This is a genomic window from Burkholderia sp. YHN3-13, assembly GCF_055810675.1.
In genome coordinates, this window is record NZ_JBVVNQ010000008.1 from 155,084 (window position 1) to 179,170 (window position 24,087).

27 protein-coding genes and 1 pseudogene are annotated in these 24,087 nt (G+C 66.5%); 12 read left to right on the forward strand and 16 right to left on the reverse strand.

The genetic code is table 11. From position 1 onward, the window contains the following. Window positions 1-7: 7 nt before the first annotated feature. The 3 genes from cysW to AC0KUR_RS19730 all read right to left on the reverse strand — a co-directional run bounded on the left by cysW (window position 8) and on the right by AC0KUR_RS19730 (window position 2,989). Window positions 8-949 (reverse strand): sulfate ABC transporter permease subunit CysW, encoded by a 942-nt coding sequence (gene cysW / locus AC0KUR_RS19720; RefSeq protein ID WP_034186956.1) that lies wholly within the window; start codon window positions 947-949, stop codon window positions 8-10. Beyond that, window positions 946-1,830 carry a sulfate ABC transporter permease subunit CysT gene (gene cysT, locus AC0KUR_RS19725; RefSeq protein WP_473376330.1) on the reverse strand — a complete coding sequence of 295 codons (885 nt, stop codon included), beginning with the start codon at window positions 1,828-1,830 and terminating at the stop codon, window positions 946-948. Before cysT ends, cysW begins: the two co-directional genes overlap by 4 nt. Window positions 1,831-1,951: 121 nt before the next feature. Next, complete coding sequence (locus tag AC0KUR_RS19730; protein WP_175026918.1) at window positions 1,952-2,989, reverse strand: sulfate ABC transporter substrate-binding protein; 1,038 nt, start codon at window positions 2,987-2,989, stop codon at window positions 1,952-1,954. A gap of 264 nt (window positions 2,990-3,253) precedes the next feature. On the opposite strand from AC0KUR_RS19730, the gene lexA reads away from it, so the two are divergent. The 3 genes from lexA to AC0KUR_RS19745 are packed head-to-tail and all read left to right on the forward strand — an operon-like array spanning window position 3,254 to window position 4,997. After that, window positions 3,254-3,901 carry a transcriptional repressor LexA gene (lexA, locus tag AC0KUR_RS19735; RefSeq protein WP_006754655.1) on the forward strand — a complete coding sequence of 216 codons (648 nt, stop codon included), beginning with the start codon at window positions 3,254-3,256 and terminating at the stop codon, window positions 3,899-3,901. A gap of 26 nt (window positions 3,902-3,927) precedes the next feature. Then, entirely contained in the window at window positions 3,928-4,263 is a 336-nt protein-coding gene (locus AC0KUR_RS19740) for a hypothetical protein (protein WP_006476078.1), read from the forward strand. 29 nt (window positions 4,264-4,292) lie between these two features. Beyond that, window positions 4,293-4,997, forward strand: a complete 705-nt coding sequence (locus AC0KUR_RS19745; RefSeq protein WP_367189557.1) for a DUF2939 domain-containing protein — start codon at window positions 4,293-4,295, stop codon at window positions 4,995-4,997. An 83-nt stretch (window positions 4,998-5,080) separates the two neighbouring features. Here AC0KUR_RS19745 and AC0KUR_RS19750 read toward each other — a convergent pair whose 3' ends face one another. Then, window positions 5,081-5,578 (reverse strand): universal stress protein, encoded by a 498-nt coding sequence (locus AC0KUR_RS19750; RefSeq protein ID WP_034186961.1) that lies wholly within the window; start codon window positions 5,576-5,578, stop codon window positions 5,081-5,083. 332 nt (window positions 5,579-5,910) lie between these two features. Between AC0KUR_RS19750 and nodI the strand changes: the two genes are divergently transcribed. Next, window positions 5,911-6,825 (forward strand): nodulation factor ABC transporter ATP-binding protein NodI, encoded by a 915-nt coding sequence (gene nodI, locus AC0KUR_RS19755; RefSeq protein WP_034186962.1) that lies wholly within the window; start codon window positions 5,911-5,913, stop codon window positions 6,823-6,825. A gap of 12 nt (window positions 6,826-6,837) precedes the next feature. Further along, complete coding sequence (locus AC0KUR_RS19760) at window positions 6,838-7,671, forward strand: ABC transporter permease (RefSeq protein WP_034186963.1); 834 nt, start codon at window positions 6,838-6,840, stop codon at window positions 7,669-7,671. A 37-nt stretch (window positions 7,672-7,708) separates the two neighbouring features. Here AC0KUR_RS19760 and AC0KUR_RS19765 read toward each other — a convergent pair whose 3' ends face one another. The 4 genes and pseudogenes from AC0KUR_RS19765 to AC0KUR_RS19780 form a co-directional block, all read right to left on the reverse strand. Continuing rightward, window positions 7,709-8,131 (reverse strand): hypothetical protein, encoded by a 423-nt coding sequence (locus AC0KUR_RS19765; protein ID WP_034186964.1) that lies wholly within the window; start codon window positions 8,129-8,131, stop codon window positions 7,709-7,711. A gap of 96 nt (window positions 8,132-8,227) precedes the next feature. After that, window positions 8,228-9,286: a permease gene (locus tag AC0KUR_RS19770; RefSeq protein WP_473376331.1), complete on the reverse strand. Its 1,059-nt coding sequence runs from the start codon at window positions 9,284-9,286 to the stop codon at window positions 8,228-8,230. Further along, complete coding sequence (gene mnmH, locus AC0KUR_RS19775) at window positions 9,283-10,410, reverse strand: tRNA 2-selenouridine(34) synthase MnmH (RefSeq protein WP_034186966.1); 1,128 nt, start codon at window positions 10,408-10,410, stop codon at window positions 9,283-9,285. The genes AC0KUR_RS19770 and mnmH overlap by 4 nt, the downstream gene beginning before the upstream one ends. 69 nt (window positions 10,411-10,479) lie before the next feature. After that, window positions 10,480-11,429, reverse strand: a pseudogene (locus AC0KUR_RS19780) (LysR family transcriptional regulator). A 165-nt stretch (window positions 11,430-11,594) separates the two neighbouring features. On the opposite strand from AC0KUR_RS19780, the gene AC0KUR_RS19785 reads away from it, so the two are divergent. Together AC0KUR_RS19785 and AC0KUR_RS19790 are read left to right on the forward strand one after the other, a co-directional pair. After that, on the forward strand, window positions 11,595-13,016 hold the full coding sequence (locus tag AC0KUR_RS19785) for a M20 family metallopeptidase (RefSeq protein WP_473376332.1): 1,422 nt from the start codon (window positions 11,595-11,597) through the stop codon (window positions 13,014-13,016). A 35-nt stretch (window positions 13,017-13,051) separates the two neighbouring features. Then, a complete protein-coding gene (locus AC0KUR_RS19790; RefSeq protein ID WP_175026920.1) occupies window positions 13,052-14,338 on the forward strand; it encodes an MFS transporter in 1,287 nt (428 codons plus the stop codon). A gap of 77 nt (window positions 14,339-14,415) precedes the next feature. Here the strand turns inward: AC0KUR_RS19790 and AC0KUR_RS19795 are convergent, their stop codons facing one another. Continuing rightward, window positions 14,416-15,468: an NADP(H)-dependent aldo-keto reductase gene (locus AC0KUR_RS19795; protein WP_473376333.1), complete on the reverse strand. Its 1,053-nt coding sequence runs from the start codon at window positions 15,466-15,468 to the stop codon at window positions 14,416-14,418. A 146-nt stretch (window positions 15,469-15,614) separates the two neighbouring features. Next, on the reverse strand, window positions 15,615-16,052 hold the full coding sequence (locus AC0KUR_RS19800) for a PaaI family thioesterase (protein ID WP_034186970.1): 438 nt from the start codon (window positions 16,050-16,052) through the stop codon (window positions 15,615-15,617). A 176-nt stretch (window positions 16,053-16,228) separates the two neighbouring features. Here AC0KUR_RS19800 and AC0KUR_RS19805 point away from each other — a divergent pair, with 176 nt between their 5' ends. Together AC0KUR_RS19805 and AC0KUR_RS19810 are read left to right on the forward strand one after the other, a co-directional pair. Further along, window positions 16,229-16,717 carry a winged helix-turn-helix transcriptional regulator gene (locus AC0KUR_RS19805; RefSeq protein ID WP_034186971.1) on the forward strand — a complete coding sequence of 163 codons (489 nt, stop codon included), beginning with the start codon at window positions 16,229-16,231 and terminating at the stop codon, window positions 16,715-16,717. 140 nt (window positions 16,718-16,857) lie between these two features. After that, the gene (locus AC0KUR_RS19810; RefSeq protein WP_034186972.1) at window positions 16,858-17,481 is read left to right on the forward strand and encodes a phospholipase D family nuclease; all 624 of its coding nucleotides are present in this window, start codon (window positions 16,858-16,860) and stop codon (window positions 17,479-17,481) included. A 150-nt stretch (window positions 17,482-17,631) separates the two neighbouring features. On the opposite strand, the gene AC0KUR_RS19815 is transcribed toward AC0KUR_RS19810, so the two are convergent. Continuing rightward, window positions 17,632-17,847: a hypothetical protein gene (locus AC0KUR_RS19815; RefSeq protein WP_034186973.1), complete on the reverse strand. Its 216-nt coding sequence runs from the start codon at window positions 17,845-17,847 to the stop codon at window positions 17,632-17,634. A 263-nt stretch (window positions 17,848-18,110) separates the two neighbouring features. On the opposite strand from AC0KUR_RS19815, the gene AC0KUR_RS19820 reads away from it, so the two are divergent. Beyond that, entirely contained in the window at window positions 18,111-19,082 is a 972-nt protein-coding gene (locus AC0KUR_RS19820) for a sensor domain-containing diguanylate cyclase (RefSeq protein WP_124669104.1), read from the forward strand. Between the two features lie 65 nt (window positions 19,083-19,147). Here AC0KUR_RS19820 and AC0KUR_RS19825 read toward each other — a convergent pair whose 3' ends face one another. The 4 genes from AC0KUR_RS19825 to AC0KUR_RS19840 all read right to left on the reverse strand — a co-directional run bounded on the left by AC0KUR_RS19825 (window position 19,148) and on the right by AC0KUR_RS19840 (window position 21,181). Next, window positions 19,148-19,621 carry a VOC family protein gene (locus AC0KUR_RS19825; RefSeq protein ID WP_034186975.1) on the reverse strand — a complete coding sequence of 158 codons (474 nt, stop codon included), beginning with the start codon at window positions 19,619-19,621 and terminating at the stop codon, window positions 19,148-19,150. A gap of 178 nt (window positions 19,622-19,799) precedes the next feature. Then, entirely contained in the window at window positions 19,800-20,339 is a 540-nt protein-coding gene (locus AC0KUR_RS19830) for a hypothetical protein (protein ID WP_034187034.1), read from the reverse strand. Between the two features lie 103 nt (window positions 20,340-20,442). Continuing rightward, window positions 20,443-20,682 carry a hypothetical protein gene (locus AC0KUR_RS19835; RefSeq protein ID WP_320338947.1) on the reverse strand — a complete coding sequence of 80 codons (240 nt, stop codon included), beginning with the start codon at window positions 20,680-20,682 and terminating at the stop codon, window positions 20,443-20,445. 190 nt (window positions 20,683-20,872) lie between these two features. Then, window positions 20,873-21,181 (reverse strand): hypothetical protein, encoded by a 309-nt coding sequence (locus AC0KUR_RS19840; RefSeq protein WP_034187035.1) that lies wholly within the window; start codon window positions 21,179-21,181, stop codon window positions 20,873-20,875. A 185-nt stretch (window positions 21,182-21,366) separates the two neighbouring features. Here AC0KUR_RS19840 and AC0KUR_RS19845 point away from each other — a divergent pair, with 185 nt between their 5' ends. Next, window positions 21,367-22,110, forward strand: a complete 744-nt coding sequence (locus AC0KUR_RS19845) for a DUF695 domain-containing protein (protein WP_473376334.1) — start codon at window positions 21,367-21,369, stop codon at window positions 22,108-22,110. Window positions 22,111-22,898: 788 nt separating this feature from the next. Here the strand turns inward: AC0KUR_RS19845 and AC0KUR_RS19850 are convergent. Further along, the gene (locus AC0KUR_RS19850) at window positions 22,899-23,300 is read right to left on the reverse strand and encodes a hypothetical protein (protein WP_034186977.1); all 402 of its coding nucleotides are present in this window, start codon (window positions 23,298-23,300) and stop codon (window positions 22,899-22,901) included. Between the two features lie 313 nt (window positions 23,301-23,613). Between AC0KUR_RS19850 and AC0KUR_RS19855 the strand changes: the two genes are divergently transcribed. Further along, the gene (locus tag AC0KUR_RS19855) at window positions 23,614-24,078 is read left to right on the forward strand and encodes a plasmid fertility inhibition factor family protein (protein WP_034186978.1); all 465 of its coding nucleotides are present in this window, start codon (window positions 23,614-23,616) and stop codon (window positions 24,076-24,078) included. Window positions 24,079-24,087: the final 9 nt, after the last annotated feature.

A 24,087-nucleotide genomic window follows, 5' to 3' on the forward strand; every position in this document is an offset into this window, starting at 1 on the left:
TGCCTCTTTACGATTTCGACGAAACGGCGGCGGGGCCGGCATGTGCGGGCGCGGTGTCGCTCGCGCCGGCCAGTTCGGCGGCGAGATGACGCTCGGCGATCAGCTTCAGCGCGAGCGTGACGAGCGCGAGCAGCGCGAGCACCGACGCCACCGCGAACGCCGCCGCGAAGTTGTATTCGTTGTACAGGATCTCGACGTGCAGCGGCATCGTGTCGGTCTGGCCGCGGATATGGCCCGACACGACCGACACCGCACCGAACTCGCCCATCGCGCGCGCATTGCACAGGATCACGCCGTACAGCAGGCCCCACTTCACGTTCGGCAGCGTCACGCGGCGGAAGATCTGCCAGCCCGACGCGCCGAGCACGCGCGCGGCCTCCTCCTCGTCGGTGCCTTGCGCCTGCATCAGCGGGATCAGCTCGCGCGCGACGAACGGGAACGTGACGAAGATCGTCGCGAGCACGATGCCCGGCACCGCGAAGATGATCTGCACGTCGTGGTTCTGCAGCCACGGCCCGAGCCAGCCCTGCGCGCCGAACAGCAGCACGTACACGAGGCCCGAGATCACCGGCGACACCGAGAACGGCAGGTCGATCAGCGTCGTCAGCAACGCCTTGCCGCGGAATTCGAACTTCGCGATCGCCCACGACGCGCACACGCCGAACACGAGGTTCAGCGGCACGGCGATCACGGCGACGGTCAGCGTCAGCTTGATCGCCGACCACGCGTCGGGATCGGCCAGCGATTCGAGATAGAAGCCGACGCCCTTGCGCAGCGCCTCGACGAACACCGCGGCGAGCGGCACGACGAGGAAGAACGCGAGGAACGCCAGCGCGATGCCCGTGAGCAGCCAGCGCACGACGCGCGACTCGCTGACGGGATCGAGCCGTTTCGTGGCGCGCACGGCCGGCGACGGGGTTTTCAGCACGACGGTGGCCTCCTGGCTCATTGCTGGCCTCCTGCCGCGACGGTGGCGGGCGCGGGGCCGCTTGCGCCCTTGCTCGTCCGCCGCTGCAGATACCACTGCAGCGTGTTGATCAGCAGCAGCATCAGGAACGACACGACCAGCATCACGACCGCCAGCGCGGTCGCGCCCGCGTAGTCGTACTGCTCGAGCTTCGTGATGATCAGCAGCGACGTGATCTCGGATTTCATCGGCACGTTGCCGGCGATGAAGATCACCGAGCCGTATTCGCCGAGCGCACGCGCGAACGCGAGCGCGAAGCCGGTGAGGAGCGCCGGCAGCACGGCCGGCAGCACGACGCGGCGGAACGTGAGCCAGCGCGACGCGCCGAGGCATGCGGCCGCTTCCTCCTGCTCGCGCTCGAAATCCTCGAGCACCGGCTGCACGGTGCGCACGACGAACGGCAGCCCGATGAAGGTCAGCGCGACCAGCACGCCGGCCGGCGTGAACGCGATCTTGATGCCGAGCGGCGCGAGATACTGGCCGACCCAGCCGTTGGTCGCGTAGACGGCCGCGAGCGAGATGCCGGCGACCGACGTCGGCAGCGCGAACGGCAGGTCGACGATCGCATCGACGAGGCGCTTGAACGGGAACGTGTAGCGCACGAGCACCCACGCGACGAGGAAACCGAACACGGCGTTGATCAGCGCGCCGCCGAGCGCGGCCGAGAACGTCAGCCGGTACGACGCGAGCACGCGCGGCGACGTGACGGCGGTGACGAACTGGTCCCACGACAGCGTCGCGGTCTTCAGGAACGTGGCGGCGAGCGGGATCAGCACCACGAGGCTCAAATAGGCCACCGTGATGCCGAGTGTCACGCCGAAACCGGGCAGCGCGCTCGGCTTGCGAAAGGTGTACGTCGTCATCGGATGCTCTTGCTGGGTCGATGCTGCTCACGGGTCCGACGCAAACGCCGGCGCAGTGAATCGCGCCGGCGGGCCGTCGGGGAGGCGGCGCGCTGCGTGGCGCGCCGCTGTCGTTATGGCGTTACTGCGGCTTGTAGATCGAGTCGAACACGCCGCCGTCCGCGAAATGCGTCTTCTGCGCATTCGTCCAGCCGCCGAACGTGTCGTCGACCGTGTACAGCTTCAGCTTCGGGAACTGCTTCGTCAGTTCCGCCGGCACGTTCTTCGAACGCGGCCGGTAGTAGTTGCGCGCCGCGATCTCCTGGCCCTGCGGGCTGTACAGGAAGTTCAGGTACGCTTCGGCCAGCTTGCGCGTGCCCTTCTTGTCGACCACCTTGTCGACCACCGCGACGGGCGGCTCGGCCAGGATGCTCACCGACGGCACGACGATCTCGAACTTGTCGGTGCCGAATTCCTTCACCGACAGGAATGCCTCGTTTTCCCACGCGATCAGCACGTCGCCGATGCCGCGCTGCACGAAGCTCGTCGTCGCGCCCCGCGCGCCCGAATCGAGCACGCCGGCGTTCTTGTAGAGCTTCGTGACGAATTCCTTGGCCGTCTGCTCGTTGCCGCCCGGCTTGTGCACCGCGTACGCCCATGCCGCCAGGTAGTTCCAGCGTGCGCCGCCCGACGTCTTCGGGTTCGGCGTGACGATCGAGATGCCCGGCTTGGTCAGGTCGTCCCAGTCCTTGATCCCCTTCGGATTGCCCTTGCGCACCAGGAACACGATCGTCGACGTGTACGGCGACGCGTTGTCGGGCAGGCGCTTCTGCCAGTCCTTGTTCACGAGCCCCTTGTTCGCGAGCGCGTCGATGTCGTACGCGAGCGCCAGCGTGACGACGTCGGCCTGCAGGCCGTCGAGCACCGAGCGCGCCTGCGCGCCCGACCCGCCGTGCGACTGCTTGAAGTTGACGGTCTCGCCCGTCTTCGCCTTCCACTCCTTGCCGAACGCCTGGTTGAAGTCCTGATACAGCTCGCGCGTCGGGTCGTACGACACGTTCAGGAACGTCGTATCGGCCCGGGCATGCGTCGCGACGCCCAGCGCCGCCGCCGCGCCCAGCGCGAGTGTTGCGATCAGGCGGCCCACTCCGCCCACCAGCCCCGTATTGCGCTTCGCCATCCTTGGTTCTCCAGTGTTGTCGGTATTGCGATGTCGGGCCAGTCTAGCGAACGGGTTACATGATTAAAAATAATCGTTCCTCATTTTTTAATACTCAAAAGTGCTAACGCAGACGGGACGGACGGTTGCGGCAGATAAACCGCCGTCGGGGCGTCGCAAAATCACGCCGGAACCGGCGCGATCGCGTCGAACCTCACGTAACACTTGAAATTCGCGAAGTACTGTATAAAAATACAGCTCACTGTCTATCCATACAGTTGAGCCATGACCAAACTCACCGCCCGTCAGCAGCAAGTGTTCGACTTGATCCGTCGCGCGATCGAGCGCTCCGGATTCCCGCCCACCCGTGCCGAGATCGCGGCCGAGTTGGGCTTCAGTTCGCCGAATGCGGCCGAGGAGCACCTGCGCGCGCTGGCGCGCAAGGGCGTGATCGAGCTGGCCGCCGGCGCGTCGCGCGGCATCCGCCTGCTCGGCATCGACGACGCCCCGCATCAGTTCACGCTGCCGCACGCCGGCCTGATGCAGCTGTCGCTGCCGCTCGTCGGCCGCGTCGCGGCCGGTAGCCCGATCCTCGCGCAGGAGCACATCTCGCAGCACTACGCGTGCGATCCCGCGCTGTTCACGAGCAAGCCCGACTACCTGCTGAAGGTGCGCGGCCTGTCGATGCGCGACGCCGGCATTCTCGACGGCGACCTCCTCGCCGTGCAGAAGCGCACGGAGGCAAAGGACGGCCAGATCATCGTCGCGCGTCTCGGCGACGACGTCACGGTCAAGCGCCTGATGCGCCGGCCTGGCGGTCTCGAGCTGATCGCGGAGAACCCGGATTACGAAAACATCTTCGTCAAGGCCGGCAGCGCGGAGTTCGCGCTGGAAGGCATCGCCGTCGGACTGATCCGATCAGGCGAACTCTGACATTCCGTCTCGCTGAGGAGAACATCATGGAACGCCTTGCCCGTCTGCTGCCTTTCCGTCAATTCGGCCGCCTGCGTCATCTGCGCGGCCGCACGCCCTGCGCACCGCTGTCCGCGGCCGCGCCCGTGCAAGAAGAAGTCGCAGTCGAACGGCAGGCGTCCCTGCTGCCGTCGGCGCTCCCCGCGTTCGCGCGGGTATCGCTGAACGCCGGCCTGAATCATGCGGAACCCGCGCGCCGGGCGCCGGTGCGCGTCTATCACGGCCGTTCGCGGCTGATCATGGTCGGCACGATCGACGCCGTATGCCGGATGATCGACCGCTGCATCGCGGAGGAACGATCGGCTACGCCGGGTGGTCTCTGATTGCGGAACATCCCCGCACCGGAGGCAACGTGACTGGATCGTCGGGCCGCGCATGGCGGCTCAAGCCCCTGCTGATCGTCGTGCTGGCCGTCGCCGTCGTGGCGGCGGTCGGCTACGCGTACGCGTCGCCGTACGTCGCGCTCGGTCGCCTGAAATCGGCGATCGACGCGCGCGACGCGCAGGCCATCAGCGAATACGTCGATTTTCCGTCGCTGCGCATCAGCCTGAAGCAGCAGGTGACTGAAGAGTTGATGCGCCGGATCGACGCGGTGAAGAAGAACAATCCGTTCGCGGTGATCGGCGCGCTGATCGGGTCCGCACTGATCGGCCCGCTGGTCGATGCGTACGCGACGCCGGAGGGCGTGGCCGCGCTGATGAGCGGATTGCCGCCGCGCGGCAATCCGGGCGAGCGTCCGCCCGAATGGTCGAATCAGCCGCAAGTCGATGCGTCAGCCGACACGCCCGCCCGTCCGGCGCCGGCGAGCGCCGCCGGCCCCGTCAGCAACGCGGCCGCAACGGCTGCGTCATCACCCGCATCCACGTCTGCCGCGCCGGCCAGCGCGGGCGATGCAACGCATCCGCCGCATCAGCAGCAAACCAGCGCGGGATACCGGAATATCGATGAATTCGTCGTCACGTACCAGCGCACCGCCGACGGCACGCGCTATGCGGCGATATTCCACCGCTTCGGCCTGTTCTCGTGGAAATTGTCCGCGATCGACCTGCACGCGTAGCAGGCTGCGCGGTACCCGCACCGCTGATGCAGCGGCGCCCGACCGGCTCGCAGCGCCGGTCGGGCCGTCATCGCATCATTCGATCATTTGCCGTTCGCGATGGCCGCTTCACGCTCGCGCGCGATTTCTTCCTTCTGCTCCTGCGCGGACGAACACGCCACCAGGATGCTGCAGTTCACGCGATCGAGCAGCTGCGTATTGCCCGACCCCATCCACCATCTCGACAGCCCGCTGCGGCACCGGTGGCCGACGACGACGAGATCGACCTTCAGTTCCGTCGCGAGATTCGCGATTTCGTCGATCGGATAACCGAATGCGAAATGGCCTTCGGCCTGCACGCCGCGCTCACGCAGCCAGTTCACGCCTTCCTGCAGGATTTCCCGCGCGGTTTCCTCGAACCGGCCGCACGCGACGTCCGTCAGCAGACCTGCGCTTTGCGCAATGCTCGAACGCATGTCGACAACCGACAGCAAGTGCGTCTCCGCCTTCAGGTCCATTGCGAGATTGGCACCGCAGCGCAGTGCCTTGCGCCCTTCGAGCGTGCCGTCGTAACACAGCAAAATCTTGTTGTAACTGGCCATGAAACCTCCCTATCGCGACAACGAGCCTACGCATTCATCATGGTGCGCCGCAATTCAGGATGCAAGGGATGGAAAACGCTGATTCGCCCCGCTCGGCGCGTGCGCGATGATGCAGTGCACGATCGGTGCCCGCATGCATCGCACCGTGCAGGCATGCCCTGAAGAGACGCAGCCGATGCACTAGAATGGCCCGTTCGTACTCCAGCGGGCCATCGCCACGCCGGCGTCGCGCGCTTCGGTCATGCCCGTGTGACACGCATTCGCGCGATCCGTTCGCTTGCCGGCCACGCATCGGATAGCCACGCGCGCCCGCTTACAACGACAACATGCCCATGTCCGTCGCACCGATCGATTTCCGCAACGTCGAAAAACGCTATGGCGACAAGCTCGTCGTCAACGGCCTGTCCTTCAACGTGCAGGCCGGCGAATGCTACGGCCTGCTCGGCCCGAACGGCGCCGGCAAGACCACCACGCTGAAGATGCTGCTCGGCCTCGCGCATCCCGATGCCGGCACCATTTCCCTGTGCGGCGAACCGGTTCCGTCGCGTGCGCGGCATGCACGCCAGCGCGTCGGTGTCGTCCCGCAGTTCGACAATCTCGACCCCGACTTCACCGTCCGCGAGAATCTGCTCGTGTTCAGCCGCTATTTCGGGATATCGGCGCAAGCCGCGCGCGCACTCGTACCGCCACTGCTCGAATTCGCGAAGCTCGAGAGCAAGGCCGAGGCGAAGGTCGGTGAACTGTCGGGCGGCATGCGGCGTCGCCTCACGCTCGCCCGCGCGCTCGTCAACGATCCCGACGTGCTGGTGCTCGACGAACCGACGACGGGCCTCGATCCGCAAGCGCGGCACCTGATGTGGGAGCGCTTGCGCTCGCTGCTCGCGCGCGGCAAGACGATCCTGATCACGACGCACTTCATGGAAGAAGCCGAACGCCTGTGCGACCGGCTATGCGTGATCGAGGAAGGCCGCAAGATCGCCGAGGGCGCGCCGCACGCGCTGATCGAATCGGAGATCGGCTGCGACGTGATCGAGATCTACGGGCCGGATCCGGCCGCGCTGCGCGACGAGTTGTCGGCATTCGCGAAGCGCACCGAGATCAGCGGCGAGACGCTGTTCTGCTATGTGAGCGACGCGGAGCCGCTCAGCGCGAGACTCAAGGGTCGCACGGGGTTGCGCTATCTGCACCGCCCGGCCAATCTGGAAGATGTATTCCTGCGGCTCACGGGCCGCGAAATGCAGGACTAGGACTGATCGATCATGGACGTGCGCAACTATTCCGCCGCCACACCGTCCGCGCCTTCGCGCGAATCACGCTTCGCGATCGCGATGCCCGCGAACGCCACCAACTGGATTGCCGTCTGGCGCCGCAACTATCTCGTCTGGCGCAAGCTCGCGCTCGCATCGATGTTCGGCAATCTTGCCGATCCGATGATCTATCTGTTCGGGCTGGGTTTCGGGCTCGGCCTGATGCTCGGCCACGTCGACGGGGTGTCGTATATCGCGTTCCTCGCGGCCGGCACGGTCGGGTCGAGCGTGATGATGTCCGCGAGCTTCGAGTCGATGTATTCGGGTTTCTCGCGGATGCACGTGCAGCGTACCTGGGAAGCGATCATGCATACGCCGCTCGCGCTCGGCGACATCGTGCTCGGCGAGATCGTCTGGGGGGCCAGCAAGGCGATGCTGTCGGGGGTTGCGATCATGCTGGTCGCGGGTGCGCTCGGCTATGCGCGATTTCCGTCGATGCTCGCGGCGCTGCCCGTGATCGCGCTCGCGGGCCTCGCGTTTGCCAGCGTCGCGATGATCGTGACGGCGCTTGCGCCGTCCTACGATTTCTTCATGTTTTATCAGACGCTCGTGCTGACGCCGATGCTGCTGCTGTCGGGCGTGTTCTTCCCGATCACGCAGTTGCCGCCGGTCGCGCAGCACGCCGCCCAGGCGCTGCCGCTCGCGAACGCGGTCGAACTGATCCGGCCCGCGATGCTCGGCCGCCCGGCAACCGACATCGCGTTGCACGTCGCGGTGCTCGCCGGCTACGCGGTCGGCGGATTCGTGCTGTCCGCGTGGCTGTTCCGGCGGCGGATGATGCGCTGACGGCCGGCGCACCAGGCGCCGGTCTGATGCGACGACGTTACTCGTCGTCGTCGCTCCACGGGATCTCGACGTCGGTCAGGAACGCGACGGTCGCGAGCGGGCCGCCTTCCTGGCGACCGAGCTTGCCGTCCGCGCGGTGCCATTCGACGCGGAACTGCGTACCCGGATCGTCGGCCACCAGATAGACCGAGCGCAGCTCTTCCTTGTCGGCCTCCTCCACCGGGCCGTCGAACGACACCAGCATCTTCTGCGGCCACACGCCGTTGACGGGATCGTAAATGCGGTCGCCCTGCGGAATGTCGATGCTGGCCTCGACGCCGATCGTTGCGGAGGCCTCGATGATCATCGTGCCGAGTGCGTTCAACACGGCAGTCGCCCGCGCGGAATTGGCCTGGCGGATCGCGAGATCGCCGCGCGTCAGCGCCTTTTCGAGTCGAGGATGAATCTTCGGTTGGGTCATGCGTTTTCCTGTTTGCTTCTTGTAAAGGGCACCGCACGGGTGAAGCGGCGGCGCCGGATGAATATGAATACGGCTATCGCACCGGGCCTGCGCGCGTCAGAACCCGAGCGCGAGCGCGAACAAGCCGCTCACGATCCCGAATACGACAACGAGCGTCGCGACGATCGCCAGCATGTACGGCTTGAACGAGCGCGCGAGCATCGCGAGCGACGGCACGCTGATCGGCGGCAGCGTCATCAGCAGCGCGGCGGCCGGGCCGACACCCATGCCGAGCGACAGCATCGCCTGGATGATCGGCACCTCGCCGGCCGTCGGGATCACGAACAGCATGCCCGCGACCGCGAATGCGACGATCCAGCCGAGATGATTGCCGATGTCCGGGCCGATATGCGGGAACAGCCATGCGCGCGCGGCGCCAAGCAGCAGCACGAGCACGATGTATTCGGGCACGAGTCGCACGGCCATGCGCGCGAGCAGCTTCACCCAGCGGACGAACGGATTGCCGGCCGCGGCCTGCTCGGCCGCCAGCGCGGCGAGCTGCGCATCGTCGATGCTGCGGTCTTCAGGCCGCGCGATGCGGTTCAGCAGATAGCCGATCCCGAACACCATCGCGATACCGAGCACGAGGCGCAGCGCGCTCCAGTGCCAGCCGAGCACGAAACCCATGAACACCAGCGCGGCCGGGTTCAGCACCGTGTTGCCGAGCCAGAACGCGACCGCGCCGCCCGGCGACGCATGGCGTGCGCGCAGCCCCGCGACGACCGGCGCCGCGCAGCACGTGCACATCATCCCGGGCAGCGACAGCAGGCCGCCCGCGGCAACGCTGCCGAATCCGGTCCGGCCCAGCACGCGCGCGACCCAGTGCGCGGGCAGCAGCGCCTGCACGGCCGAGCCGAGCAGCAGGCCGAGCACCATCGCCTGCCAGATCGCCTTGCCGTACGCCCAGGCGTAGTCGAGCGCGGCCTTCAACGACGGCTCGGGGGCGCTCGCCGACGTGCCCATCAGGATCGACTGGCCGATCGAATGGTGCTCGGCGGCGACGAACGCCTTGTTGTAGTACGGAAACCATTTCACATAGAACAGTCCCGCGACCGCGATCAACAGGAAGGTCATCCAGCCGAGCGCCGGATTGGGTTGGGTGCGTGTGGTCGTCATCGTGTAGTCGTCGATTGGTCTTTGTCGGTTTTGGATTGCGTGCCCGCGGCAAGCGCGGCCGATGCGGGCAACCCGGCTCGCGCGAGTTCTGCCAGCAGCGTGCGCGCCTGATCGCGCACGTCGGCGGCGTTGGGCCGGAACGTGAACGTCAGCGCCCGGTTCGGCTTGTTGTAGACCGCGCGGTAGGTTCGTGCGTAGGCGGGATCGTAATGCCTGTCGATCAGTTCGGTGAACAGTTCGGCGCGCGCGTTCGCATCGATCAATGCCTTCCAGTGCGTCACCTGTTCACGGCTATGCAGGCCGATCAGCCGATGAAGTTGCGCCTTGAACGCGTCCGGTTCGTCGAACAGGTGCGCGTAATCGTCGAGAAGGAACGCGATCCGTTCGTCGTGCGCCGCCTCGACATGTACCCACGGGCCGGCATGAAACGCTTCGATCAGCGCGATCGGCAACTGCACGAGCCCGATCCTGCGGCTTTCCGATTCGACGAACACCGGCCATTCGGGGTCGAAACGTGCAAGCGTTTCGACGAGCCCCGAATCGAACCCCTTCTGCGCGGGCTGCGGCTTGCCCGGCAGCGCGCCGAGCAGCGAGCCGCGATGGCACGCGAGCGCCTCGAGATCGAGCGTCTGTGCGCCTACGTCGCGCAATGCGTTCAGCAGGCGCGTCTTGCCGCAGCCGGTATGGCCGACGAGCGCGATGTAGCGAAAGCGCGTCGGCAGCGAATCGAGCGTCGCGCACACCGACTGGCGGTACGACTTGTACCCGCCGTCGAGCTGGCGCGCCTTCCAGCCGATCAGGTTGAACCAGGTCGTCATCGAGCCCGAGCGCTTGCCGCCGCGCCAGCAGTAGATCAGCGGCCGCCAGTTGCGCGGCCGGTCGGCGAACGTCGTGTCGAGATGGCGCGCGATGTTGCGCGCGACCATCGCCGCCCCGACGCGCGTCGCCTCGTACGGCGATACCTGGCGGTACATCGTGCCGACGAGCACGCGCTCCTCGTTGCTGAGCACGGGCGCGTTCAGCGCGCCGGGGATATGATCCTCGGCGAACTCGAGCGGCGTGCGCACGTCGATGATCTCGTCGAACTCGCCGGCGCGATCGAGGGTGACAATCAGGTTCTTCAATTTGGCGTCGAACAGGGGCGATGCGGCTCGAAGAGCCGCATGGGCACGGAAGGCGGATTGACGATTATCTCACGGCCGGCGTCTCGGGCCGCGCTCGGCCGTCGGCGGCGTCGATGCAACCCGCATCGCGTCGACGAGGTGGTCGCGGAACGCACGTACCGACGCGGGCAGATCGCGCCCCGCCATCGTCTGCACCTGGATGCTGCGCTCGCGCAGCTGCGGGTTCGTCACGGGCACGACGACGAAACCGTCCGCATCGAAACGGTCGCGTACCGACAGCAGCCCCGTGAACATCACCGCCCCCGTGCGCCGCGCGTAGCCCCGTACATCGCCGCCGTGTTGTTGCTCGTCAGTTCGGGCTCGAGCAGCAGCCCGTCGAGCGCGCACGCAATGTCGATCAGCTGGCGCACCGTCGTGCCGGCCTCGGGCAGCACATGCGCGTGCCGCGCGACATCGGCGAGCGACACCGCGTCGCGCGTCGCGAGCGGATGATCGTGCCGCACCAGCGCGAAGACCGGCGCGCGCTCGGTATGCTCGACGCGCACGCCCTTCTCCGGTGCAAGACTGAACGTCAGCGCGATGTCCGCATCGCCGTCGCGCACGCGCCGCGTCGCTTCCGCCGGCGACACGACCCACATGGTGAAATCGACGCCCGGGTGGCGCGCCTTGAAGCTTGCGAGCGCGCCGGGCAGAAAATCGATCGCGAACCCTTCGGAACACGCGATCTTCAGCAGGCTGCCGTGCAGCGCGTCGAGGCCGCCGATGTCCTTCATCACGTGCTCGGCTTCCAGCAGGCTGCGCTGCGCGAACGCCAGCAGCCGCTCGCCGGCCTCCGACAGCGCCATCCCGCGCGGCCGCCGCTCGAAGAGCGGCGCGCCGAGCTCGCTCTCGAGCTTCGCGATCTGCCGGCTGATCGCCGACACGGCCACGTGCAGCCGCGCGGACGCGTCGCTGATCGAGCCGGTGCGCGCCACTTCGACGAAATACCGCAACGCCAGGCCATGCAGGAAAGCCGCCATCGTTCTGTCTCCGCGCCGCATCCGGCCGCACCGCTTTGCCTTTTCGGCAAAGAAAGGTTCGAAATTCGATCATTGTGACAAAAAAAACGGCTTCCTAGAATCGATCGCACTTCACGTTACATGCGCGGTCCGCGCGTGTAGCGCCCCCGTCAGAGGAGATACGACTTGAGCCGTACCGCCGCCATCCAGCACGCGCTGAACCAGTTCGAATCCGGCGCGTTCTTCACGACCCTGAGCCGCCGCGTCGGCCTGCGCACCGAAAGCCAGGACAGCGGCAACGACGCCGCGCTGCGCGCGTACCTGACCGACGAGATCGCACCCGAGGCCACCCGCCTCGGCTTCACCTCGCGGATCGTCGACAACCCCGTCGCTGGCGGCGGCCCGTTCCTGCTCGCGTCGCGCCATGAAGACGATGCACTGCCGACCGTGCTGATCTACGGCCACGGCGACGTCGTGCGCGGCTACGACGCGCAGTGGCGCGCGCCGCTGTCGCCGTGGACGCTGACGGCCGACGGCGACCGCTGGTATGGCCGCGGCAGCGCCGACAACAAGGGCCAGCACACCATCAACCTCGCCGCGCTCGCAAGCGTGCTCGACGCACGCGGCGGCCGGCTCGGCTTCAACGCGAAACTGCTGATCGAAATGGGCGAGGAAACGGGGTCGCCGGGGCTCGACGCGCTGTGCCGCCAGGCGCGCGACGCGCTCGCGGCCGACGTGCTGATCGCGTCCGACGGCCCGCGCATCGCCGCCGCGCGCCCGACCGTGTTCCTCGGCTCGCGCGGCTCGGTCAACTTCAAGCTGAGCCTGCGCGCCCGCGACGGCGCACACCATTCCGGCAACTGGGGCGGGTTGTTGCGCAATCCGGCGATCGTGCTCGCGCATGCGCTTGCGAGCCTCGTCGACGCGCGCGGCGCGATTCGCGTCGAGGGACTTCGCCCGCCGCCGATCCCGGCCGCCGTGCGCGACGCGCTCGCCGACCTTTCCGTCGGCGGCGGCCCGGGCGACCCGGCCCTCGATGCCGACTGGGGCGAGCCCGGCCTCACCGCGGCCGAGCGCGTGTTCGGCTGGAACACGTTCGAGATCCTCGCATTCAAGGCCGGCAATCCCGAGCATCCCGTCAACGCGATCCCGCCCGTCGCGTACGCGCACTGCCAGTTGCGTTTCGTCGTCGGCACCGACTGGGAAGCGCTGCATGCGCACCTGCGCGCGCACCTCGACGCGCACGGGTTCACCGACATCGAAATCGACGTCGAACGCGGCGCGCCGGCCACGCGTGTGCCGCCGGACGATCCGTGGGTCCGCTGGGCCGTCGCGTCGCTGGCGCGCACCACCGGCAAGAAGCCCGCGATCCTGCCGAATCTCGGCGGCACGCTGCCGAACGAGGTGTTCGCCGACACGCTCGGGCTGCCGACGCTATGGGTGCCGCACTCGTACCCGGCGTGCTCGCAACACGCACCCGACGAGCACCTGCTCGCGAGCGTCGTCAGCGAGGGGCTGCAGATGATGGCCGGCCTCTTCTGGGATCTCGGCGACGACGCGCCGCCCGTTCGCCGCCCGGCATCCGCCGCGGCCGGCGCCGCCCTGTAACGCGCTTTGCTCCTTTCTCGGGACCTGCCCATACGATGAACACGACCACCCTGACCTCGCAGGACGCCGCCCGCCCCAGCGCGGCGAAGATCCGGCGCATCATCTTCGCGGCGTCGATCGGGAACGCGCTCGAATGGTTCGACCTGATCGTCTACGGCTTCTTCGCGGTGACGATCGCCAAGCTGTTCTTCCCCGCGACGAGCGAAGCGACGTCGCTGATGCTGACGCTCGGCACGTTCGGGCTGTCCTACCTGATCCGGCCGATCGGCGGTTTCGTGCTCGGTGCCTATGCGGACCGCGCGGGCCGCAAGGCATCGCTGCTGCTGTCGATCGCGATGATGATGGCCGGCACGTTGCTGATCGCGCTGATGCCGACCTACGCGTCGATCGGCATTCTCGCGCCGCTCGGGATCATGCTGTCGCGGTTGATGCAGGGCTTTTCCGCCGGCGGCGAATTCGCGAGCTCGACCGCGTTCCTCGTCGAACACGCGCCGCAGCGGCGCGGCTTCATGTCGAGCTGGCAGTTCGCGAGCCAGGGCCTCGCGACGCTGCTCGCGTCGGGCTTCGGCGCATTGCTGACGGCCACGCTGACACCCGCGCAGCTCGAAAGCTGGGGCTGGCGCGTGCCATTCCTGTTCGGGCTCGCGATCGGCCCGGTCGGGCTGTATATCCGCCGTTATGTCGACGAAGGCGTCGAGTTCAAGACGCAGGCGCGCTCCGAAGCGCCGGTGCGCGAGCTGTTCGCGGAGCAGAAGGTGCGGGTGCTGCTGTCGATCGGCGCGCTCGTGATCTCGACCGCGATCAACTACATGATCCTGTACATGCCGACTTACGCGATCAAGCAGCTCGGGCTGCCTGCGTCGACCGGATTCGCGGCAACGCTCGCGACCGGCTTCGTGCTGACGCTCGTCACGCCGGTCGTCGGCCATCTGTCAGACAGCACCGGGCGCATCCGCATGATGGCGGCCGCGGCATTGCTGATGCTCGGCACCGTGTGGCCGACGTTCGCGTGGCTGACACATCACGCGTCGTTCGCGACGATGCTCGCCGCACTGGTCTGGATCGGCGTGCTGAAGGCGATGTACTGCGGCGCGCTGCCGGCGCTGATGGCCGAACTGTTCCCGTCGCAGACGCGCGCAACGGGGCTCGCGGTCAGCTACAACACGGGCGTCACGTTGTTCGGCGGCTTTGCGCCGTTCATGATCACCTGGCTGATCAGCGCGACCGGCAACCGGCTGTCACCCGCGCTCTATCTGATGGGCTGCGCGGTGCTGAGCCTCGCCGCGCTGTTCGTCGCGCGCACGCGGCTCAAGATGCGATAACCCGGGCAGGGGCAGCGCATCGCTGCGCCGCCGGTGCGGCCCGTCGCGGCATCGCTGCCGCCCGGGCCGCGCGCCGTTTACGGCGCCGGGTTCGGCTGCCGTTCGTGCAGCGCGTCGATCTCGGCAAGGATCTCGTCGGACAGTTTCACGTCGATGCTGCCGATGTTCTCCTTCAACTGCTCGAGCGACGTCGCGCCGACCAGGTTGCTGCGCACGACCGGCCGGCTGTTGACGAACGCGAGCGCGAGCTGCGCGGGCGACAGCCCGTGGCGCTGCGCGAGCGCGACGTAACGCGACGTCGCCTCGACGGCCTGCGGCTTGCTGTAGCGCTGGAAGCGCTCGAACAGCGTGATGCGCGCACCGGCCGGACGCGCGCCGTTCTCGTACTTGCCGGACAGCCAGCCGAACGCGAGCGGCGAGTACGCGAGCAGGCCCACGCCGTCGCGATGCGTGAATTCCGACAGCCCGTTCTCGAACGTGCGGTTCAGCAGGCTGTACGGATTCTGGATGCTCGCGATACGCGGCAGCCCGAGTTTCTCGGCCGCGCGCAGGAACTGCGCGACGCCCCACGGCGTTTCGTTCGACACGCCGATCGCGCGCACCTTGCCGGCCTTCACGAATTCCGCGAGCACACCGAGCGTTTCCTCGATCGGCACCGTGTAGGCGTCGTCGACCCACGGATACGCGGGACGGCCGAACGTCGTCGTGCTGCGATCGGGCCAGTGCAGTTGATAGAGGTCGACATAGTCGGTCTGCAGCCGCTTGAGACTGCCGTCGAGCGCTTCGGTCAGGTTCTTGCGATCGAACTGGTTGCCCTCGCCGCGGATATGGCGCGGGTTGTGCGGCTGCCGCGCGGGGCCCGCGATCTTCGTCGCGAGCACGATGCGCTCACGCTGCGCACGATGCTGCGCGAGCCAGGTGCCGATGTACTGCTCGGTGCGGCCTTGCGTGTCGGGCTTCGGCGGCACCGGATACATCTCCGCGGCATCGATCAGCGTCACGCCCCGCGCGATCGCGTAGTCGATCTGCTCGTGCGCGTCGCGCTCCGAGTTCTGTTCGCCCCACGTCATCGTGCCGAGCCCGATCAGGCTGACCTCGATGCCCGAATCGCCGAGTGTGCGGTATTCCATGCTGTTCCTGTCGCGTCGGTGGAAAGCAGAAACGCTATCACATTGAAGCGACCGCTTCAGATGTGCGCCGCGCACGCTTACAAGCCGCCTTCGACGCCGCCCGGCGCGTCCCCCGCGGGCCCGGACGGCAGCGTTGCGGCCCGCCGTTACTGCGGCCGCTGGATAAAGCAGGTCGCCGACGCATGCGCGACGATCTTGTCGTCCGGCGTCTTCAGCGTCCCCTCGGCGACGCCCAGCGAACGCGACAGGTGAATCACGCGCCCTTCCGCGACCAGATCGACATCGCGCGGCACCGGCCGCAGCATCTTCACGTGCAGGTCGACCGTGCCGTAGCCGACGCCCGCGTCGAGCATCGAATGCACCGCGCACCCCGTGACCGAATCGAGCACCGTCGCGGCGAACCCGCCATGCACGCCGCCGAGCGGATTCAGGTGACGGCCGTCCGCCCGCGCGGAAAACTTCACGTAACCGAGTTCGACGTCGAGCGGGCGCATCGGAATCGTCTCGGAAATCGACGCGAGCGGCGCATCGCCCGAGACGGCTGCGCGCAGCAGATCAAGACCTGACAGGGAAAGCGGATTCATCGGGTTGTCTCCGGGTTGAAAGCGCGTCGCCGCGCGAGTAAGTTCTAAATTGGAACTCATTATTGACAACGATGCTGGCCGTTGTCAACGCAGCCGCGCCTGTGACAACCGAAGGCGGGTTCTATAATCGAACCCGCTATTTCGCTGAACCGCAGCAAGACGCAAGAGACTCGACGATGAAATGGGATGACATCGGCACGCTGAACTGTTCGGTCGCGCGCGCGCTCGCCGTGCTCGGCGATCGCTGGACCATGCTGATCCTGCGCAACGCGTTCCTCGGCTGCCGCCGCTTCGATGCGTTCCAGACCCAGCTTGGCCTCACGCGCCACGTGCTGGCCGAACGGCTCGCGCGGCTCGTCGACGAAGGCGTGCTGGTCAAGCGTGCGTATCAGGAGCGGCCGCCGCGCTTCGAATACCGGTTGACGGACAAGGGCCGCGACCTCTACCCGGCGCTGCTGGCGCTGACGGCATGGGGCGATCGCTGGAAGGACGACGGCCAGGGGCCGCCGGTGCAATTGCGCCACCGTACCTGCGGCCAGCTGATGCATGCGGTCACCGTTTGCTCGGCCTGCGGCGAACCACTCGATGCGCGCGACGTGCAACCCGAGCCCGGCCCCGGGTGGATCGCTGCGCGCGAAACCGGCACGCCGACAGTCGAGGATTGACGCGCGACGCAACTTCACTGCATCGCCTCTGCCGCGAGCGAACATCGCGCGGGCGATCGCGTCGCGATACGCGCGTGACCGCACTGCTACGTCTGCGTTACACTCACGGCCCGCTGTCTCGAAATTATTCGCTGTCCAAGATGTTGTCGCGCAATCGCCTCGCCGCTGCCTGTCTCGCCGCCTCCCTGCTCGCCACACCCTTCGCCGCCTTCGGCAAGACGCAAAGTGAATCGCTGCTCCAGCAGGCGATCGACCTCGTGTCGCGATGGCTGCCGACGCCCACGCACGAAGCGCCCGCGACGCAGGTGGTCGAATCGGCGTTCTCGCCCGACGGCGGCGCCGAGGCACTCGTGCTGAAAGCGATCGGCGCCGCGCGCAGTTCGATCCGCGTGGCCGCGTATTCGTTCACGTCGCCGCCCGTCACGCGCGCACTGCTCGACGCGAAGCGACGCGGCGTCAATGTCGCGGTGGTCGTCGACGACAAGGGCAACCGTGCCAAGAGCAGCAAGCAGGCACTGAACCTGCTCGTCAACGCCGGCATCCCGACCCGCACGATCGACACCTATGCGATCCACCACGACAAGTACCTCGTGATCGACGCCGAACACGTCGAAACGGGTTCGTTCAACTATTCCGCGTCGGCGGCCAGCCGCAATTCGGAAAACGTCGTCGTGGTCTGGAACAATCCGCAACTCGCGTCGCGCTACCTCACGCACTGGCAAAGCCGCTTCGACCAGGGCGCGCCGTACCGCTCCAGCTACTGACGCACGCCACGGGCTGGGCGCCGCTTCCCGATACCCCGCGCTCGCACCGCCGTGATGCAGATGATCGGCGAGCGTGACGCGACGCTCAATTCGGCCGAATGGCCAGTCGCCGCTTCACGCCTCGAACGACATGCGCGCCGGACGGCGCATTCAATGGATTTCAGCGATCCGTCCTGTCGCGGCACCGGCCTGCGTGGTCGGGACACAGCGGTTCGCGTGCCCGTCCACGCTGCTTGCCGGCGTCGTCGACACAGCAGGCAGCGCATTGCGCACGCAATCCGTGCTGAACGCCAGGGTGTTCTGAACCATCGGGTAAAGAAGATACAGCGCAAATGCGAGATAACCCGCGTACAGAATTCGAACCATGGGGCGGTGGGATGCGAAGAACGATTGGACTCGCCCTATTTACGGCATTGCACCGCGCACCTTGAGACATCGCGCAGCCGATTCTGCATCGTGATGCAACGCAGACGCATGCCACCCGCTTCTCACTGCATCTGCGTCGATCGGGACAGCGTCGGGAATGCCCGTCACCGAGGGGCGGGTTGGCGACGCGCCGAATAATGCGCGATACTGTCCAACATACGATCCTGTGACCGGCCTTGCAGCCGGGACAAGCGACCAGGCCCATGCAAATCGCACCGAAACCGGCCAACGAGGCGGCTCGACTCGACGCGCTGCATTCGCTGTCGATCCTCGACACGCCGCCCGAAGAGCGATTCGACCGCTTGACGCGTCTCGCGCGCCGGCTGTTCGACGTACCGATCGCGCTCGTCAGCCTCGTCGACGAGAATCGTCAGTGGTTCAAGAGCCACGCGGGCCTCGACGCCACGCAGACATCGCGCGACGTATCGTTCTGCGCGCACGCGCTGCTCGCGGGCGACACGATGGTCATCCAGGACGCGCTGAACGACGGCCGCTTCCACGACAACCCGCTCGTCACCGGCACACCGGGCATCCGCTTCTACGCCGGCCGGCCGCTCGCGGCACCGAACGGCGCCCCCATCGGCACGCTCTGCCTGATCGACACGCGGCCGCGTTCGCTCGAACCCGAAGAACTCGCCCTGCTCGGCGATCTCGCCCACATGACGGAACGCGAAATCGCTGCGCTGCATTTCGCGACCACCGACGAACTCACGCAACTGACGAACCGGCGCGGCTTCGAGATCCTCGCCCGTCATGTGCTGAGCCTGTGCGACCGCCTCGGCCGTCACGCGGTGCTGCTGTTCTTCGACCTGAACGATTTCAAGGCGATCAACGATCGCTTTGGCCATGCCGAAGGCGATCGTGCGCTCAAGACGTTCGCCGACACGTTGACCGGTGCGCTGCGCGACAGCGACGTGATCGCACGGCTCGGCGGCGACGAGTTCGTCGTGCTGCTGAGCGCCACCGATCCGGCCGACGTCGTCGAGCCAGTCGAACGCGTGACGCAGGCGCTCGCCTTGCGCAACGCGGCCGACGCACGCGGCTACGCGATCCGATTCAGCGTCGGCCACGTCGCGTACGATCCCGCCCGCCATCCGGGCGTGGCCGACCTGCTCGCATCGGCCGATCAACTGATGTACGAGGACAAGCAGCGCGGCAAGATGACCGGCGCGTAACCGCGGCAAGCCGGCCGCGGGTACTTGCCGCCGCCCCGCCGTTCAGCCGCGGGGGCGCCGCTGCGTCAGCTCCCGCAGGGCGGCGCGCTGGCCATGGCCTCCGCGATCTGCTCGGGCGTCAGGTCGCGCTGATGCGTCGCGAGTGACCAGCGATGGCCGAACGGATCCTCGACCTGGCCGTAACGATCGCCCCAGAACATGTCGGCGGCCGGCATCGTGACCGTCGCACCGGCTGCGACCGCCTTCGCGATCGCCGCATCGGTGTCCGGTACGTACAGATGCAGGCAGACCGACGTGCCTTTCAGCGCCTTCGGCCCGAGCGCGCCGTGTTCGGGCATTTCATCCACCAGCATCAGCGTCGAATCGCCAATCGTGAGGCACGCGTGCGCGAGCCGGCCGTCAGGCATTGCCAGGCGAAACTGTTCGACTGCATTGAATGCGCGCTTGTAGAAGTCGATGGCGGCTGTCGCGCCGGCGCAGATCAGGTGCGGCGTCAGCGTGCGCATCCCTTCCGGGATCGGTTTGACGGACGTGGACATGGGTGTCGCTCCTTCAGTCGGTTGTCGTATCGAAAATCGGGACGGACGCGCGATGCGCACGCCTCCGATGCTACGACGGACGACCACGGTGGAATTCGACACGACGCCCCGCCTATTTTTTGTTTTTTCGCATCGCGGGTCGCGCGAGCGCCCGAATCGGGCGCCGTCACCCCCGCCGTCACCCCATTCGGTCGGCCCGCTCATCAGGCGCGCCGAACTGACGGCGGCATGCCTCCAGCAATCCGGCCACCGCGTCGAGTGGAAGATCGACAAACCGGGCAATCGGCAGCATCACGCCACCCGGCACCCTGGTGCGCGACGAATGCGGCGAGAACTGGTAGCCGATGTAGCGATTTCCGGCCACGCTGATGATCCGGAATTCGGTGACGTCACGCCATGGCGTGACGGGTTTTTCACGCGCGGCCCCGATCAGTCTGAAGCCTGTCTCGTCGATATGCAGCGCCATCTTGCGCCGCGACGCGAAGAAGAAGGCCGCGCTGGCCAGCGCCAGCATCGCGGCCAGCGCCGCCACGGGCCAGAGTGCCGGATCGGCCGCGTAACCGCACAGGCTCGCGACGGCCAGCACCGCACACACCACCGCCCTTCTCTTCAGGCTCCTGCCATCGACCGCCAGCGTCATCGGCAACTGGCCGATGACCGTTCCCTCGGCGGGATCGACATGCAGGCCGGAATCGTCTGTTACGTGTTCGTCGTTCATTACTCGCTGGCTCGCGTCGACGGCAACCGGCCCATCGACGCGGGTGCCCAATCAGGATTCCAGTCTTGCTTACGCGGCATGCGCCCCGCACCGACGGCGCCGGTCAATTGCACACGTTGACGGTACCGTTGGTCGTGCACTGACCGACGGCCCAGTGACTCTGCCCTGCCAGATGAGGTGCCATGCCCATGCCGCGAATCGGCTCGGCCGGCGACGCTGCCGGCACGGCTGCCGATGCGGTCTCGGGCGACGGCGGCGGAAGCGGCGCTTCGGGCGCGGCCTGGCAGGCTGCGAGCGCCAGACAAAGCGCGGATCCCAACGGAGCGATAACAGGCCTGGACATGATCTCGTACGCGTTTGCGCGATTCGATTCGGATACCGGCTCGCCGAACCTCGCGCGCCCCTCCTGACCGTTCGGCGCAACCCGCATGCAGTATGGCGACGATTCGATACTACGCCTCGCGATCAGTGTCGTGCTAGCGGCCGTTCGGCCGGGTTCCGCAGTCGACGCCGCAGCGCGCGCGCCGGTCCGCTCAGATTTGCGGAAGATCGCGCAACGTGCGCGACTCGCTCGTTGCATCGATGTCGAGCTCGATGCCTTCCGACGCATCCCGATACAGCACGCGTTTCAGCCTGGGCCCGATCGCGGTGGCGTCCGATGCCGAAAAGATCGCGCGGACATCGCTGCCGGACGCAAGCGCGCGTGCCACGTCCGCCACCGGCGCCTCGCTCGGCGTCGCCGCCCACGACCGGTCGGCCGGATTCACGGCCGCCCAGCGCACGTGCGTCACGCGCGCGCTGAGCGGATCGATTCGGACACCATTCACCGCAAACATCGACATCGGAATCTCCTTCGGATTTTTCTCGCGGCCCGCCACACGCCTGCGGAAAGCCGCAGTCGGCCACGGCTCTCGCCGACGTTCGCGCGCGGCACGCGATCATGCGCGCGTCACTGCCCACGCGATTTTCGATGATACATTGGGACGCTTTGCAACCGTCAACAGACAATCGTGTACGGGAGAAACACATGACCGACGCCTGGGGAACCTTCCCTGCCAGAATGGGCGACCATCAGGCTTTCATCAGCTTCAACCACAGCTTCGCGGAAATCGCCGAAGGCGATCCGCGCACGTCGCTGCTCACCGTGCGCGTTCCGTTCGCGCATCCGACGCCCGAAGGCCTGCCGGCCGGCGACGAATTCGCCGACCTGGCAAAGATCGAGGATCTGCTGGACACGGCGATCACCGCGAAAGGCGGCGTGCAGGTCGGCCGCATCACCGTCGACGGCAACCGGGATTTCCTGTTCTACGTGCCGTTCGACGAAGAGGCTGCGGCCGAGATCGTCGACGCGCTGGCCGAACAGACGACCTACGCGCTTCAGTACGCGCACCAGGACGATCCGGACAAGGCATCGTACTGGCAGACCCTATACCCGACCGACGACGACTGGCAGATGATGCGCGACATGCGCGTACTGGATGCGCTGCGGCAGAAAGGCGACGCCAGCGACATGAGCCGGCGCGTGATGCACTGGGCGTACTTCCCAGACCCGAGCGACGCGCACCAGTTCGCGGACTGGGCCGAAGGGAAAGGCTATCCGGTCGAGTCGGTCGCGCCGACCGAGGACGGCAAGTCGGCCGTACGGTTTTCGCACGAAGGCACGATGGCGCTGGCCGACATCACGCGTCACACGATCGCGATCAATCGCGAGGTGCGTTCACTCGGCGGGGAATACGACGGATGGGAAACCAGCGTCGAACAGGCTGGCTGAGCGGATTGGCATGTCCGTCGCGCACGACGTGACGCGACGCGTCCGGCGCAAAAAACATCCCGGCAGCGTTGTGACACGCCGCCGGGATCAAGGCATCGCCGGCCGAAACCGGCGATGGGCCTGAGGGTTCGCTCAGGCACGAGGAAAACGATGCGTGCGGATCAGGCGAACGGTTGCCGAGGCGCGCCGTGGGTGCCATCGCGCAGCCTGCCGAACGCCTGTCCGGTTCCGCCGACGCGGTCTTCCGGCGTCGGACGGGCAAAAAGCCCCCGCTCCTGCGCGAGCGAGCGGGGAAATAGTTGACCGGGCCGGGGAAGAACGGTCAACCGGCCAAATTGTGATCGCGGGTCACAAGACGGTCTGTGCGGCAACTCACCCTTTGATGACATGCGGCAACGGGCGACAGCCTCATGAGCCGGGCGCGAAATTCCCGATCGATTGCCGGGCGATACTCGGGTATGTCGATCGGGTATGTCGACGATTCAGGAAATTTCTGCCTTCATTGAACGGCATGGCCATGCGGCCCACCAGGTCGGCAGCGATTTTGATCAATGTCAGCCGTTACCGGCGTTTTTCTTTTCATGTCTGGTCTTCTATTTTTTTAGTTCACGCGGACGTCCTCGGAATCGGGCCAGTTTCCGGTAAATTACGCGCATTGTCAAAGCAGGTTTATTCTATTTTTCACGCGACGTGATTCCGGCTGCATTTTCTCGCGCCTGATTTTATGAATTGGCGTTTTTCGAACGCAATAGCATAAATCACATCGGAAACGCGGCAACCCGGTTTCATCATCCAGGCGCGCTGCTGGAAAACCAGTCGGCAACCATGTCGATCCAGTCCGGATCGCTGACGATTTCAACGACGGTTTCGCCGACGATTTCGGCAGCCGATGCGTCCGTCGCCACGCCGCCCCCGGAAACCGCCGCACCGGCCTTCGCGATCTCGGTGGATGCGCCGGACCGCGGGTCGGCAAGCCGTTCCAGCCAGTCGACGATATTGGCACGCGCATCTTCTTCGTCGGCGAAGTCGTTGCGCGCGAGAAAGCGATCGAACACGATCCAAGCGAGCGTCTTGCCACGTGAGTCGGATTCGAGTCGCCAGTCGACGACGGCTGTCCGGCCGGACGCCCTGATTTCGAGCGTCGCGGTGAAGCAGTAATCGAGATACTCGATCTCAAGTTTCGACGACATGATTTGCGCCCGTCACTCCGCCCTCTCCAGTCTCATGACGAACCACGCGTGCCGCATTGCGCGCCACTGCGTGAATCTTGCATGACTGTTACAACGTATGTCCTTCCGACTGGCAGTATCACGATAGTCTCGCCCCCTGTCGATATCGACTGCCGATGCATGACCGCCGCTACTTTGCCACCGGCTTTCCCTGCCCCTGAGCCTATGCGGCGAGTCGTTCCGTTTTTCCATTCCGCGTATCGACCTGCTCCGTTGCCGTGATCGCACTGCTAAACTCGAACCCAAGAACCCGCTCGCACCACCAGAGGAAATAATGACACTCGCCCACGCACAACAAAGCGGCGTGGATGTCTGGATTATCCAGCTCCCCGGGCATGCCCCGTATGCCTATACGCACCTCAAGCGGGTATTCTCGTCCGACGACTCGCGACATCGGGTCGTGATGATCGATCTGAAGAAGTTGCTGGCGTGCGCCGACCGCGACACGACGGACTATGTCCTGCCGTCGGTCCAGTACTGGGCCCCGGGAAAAGCCGCGGGTATCCGCACATTCCTCGCTCCGGATCAGGACAGGATTCCCGACATGCCGTTCATCACGTTTCGCGAGACCAGAGCGCGAACGCTGCTCGGCATTCCCGGCCTGTCGAAAATCGGCGTCGCTTCGTTTCGCAACGGCCAGCATCGGGCGCGCTATCTTGCCCATGCGGGCGCGACGACGCTGCCCGTCGAGATCCACGAGACCGAGGCTGATTTGCTCGTTCGATATTGCGGCGAGTAACGGCGAAGC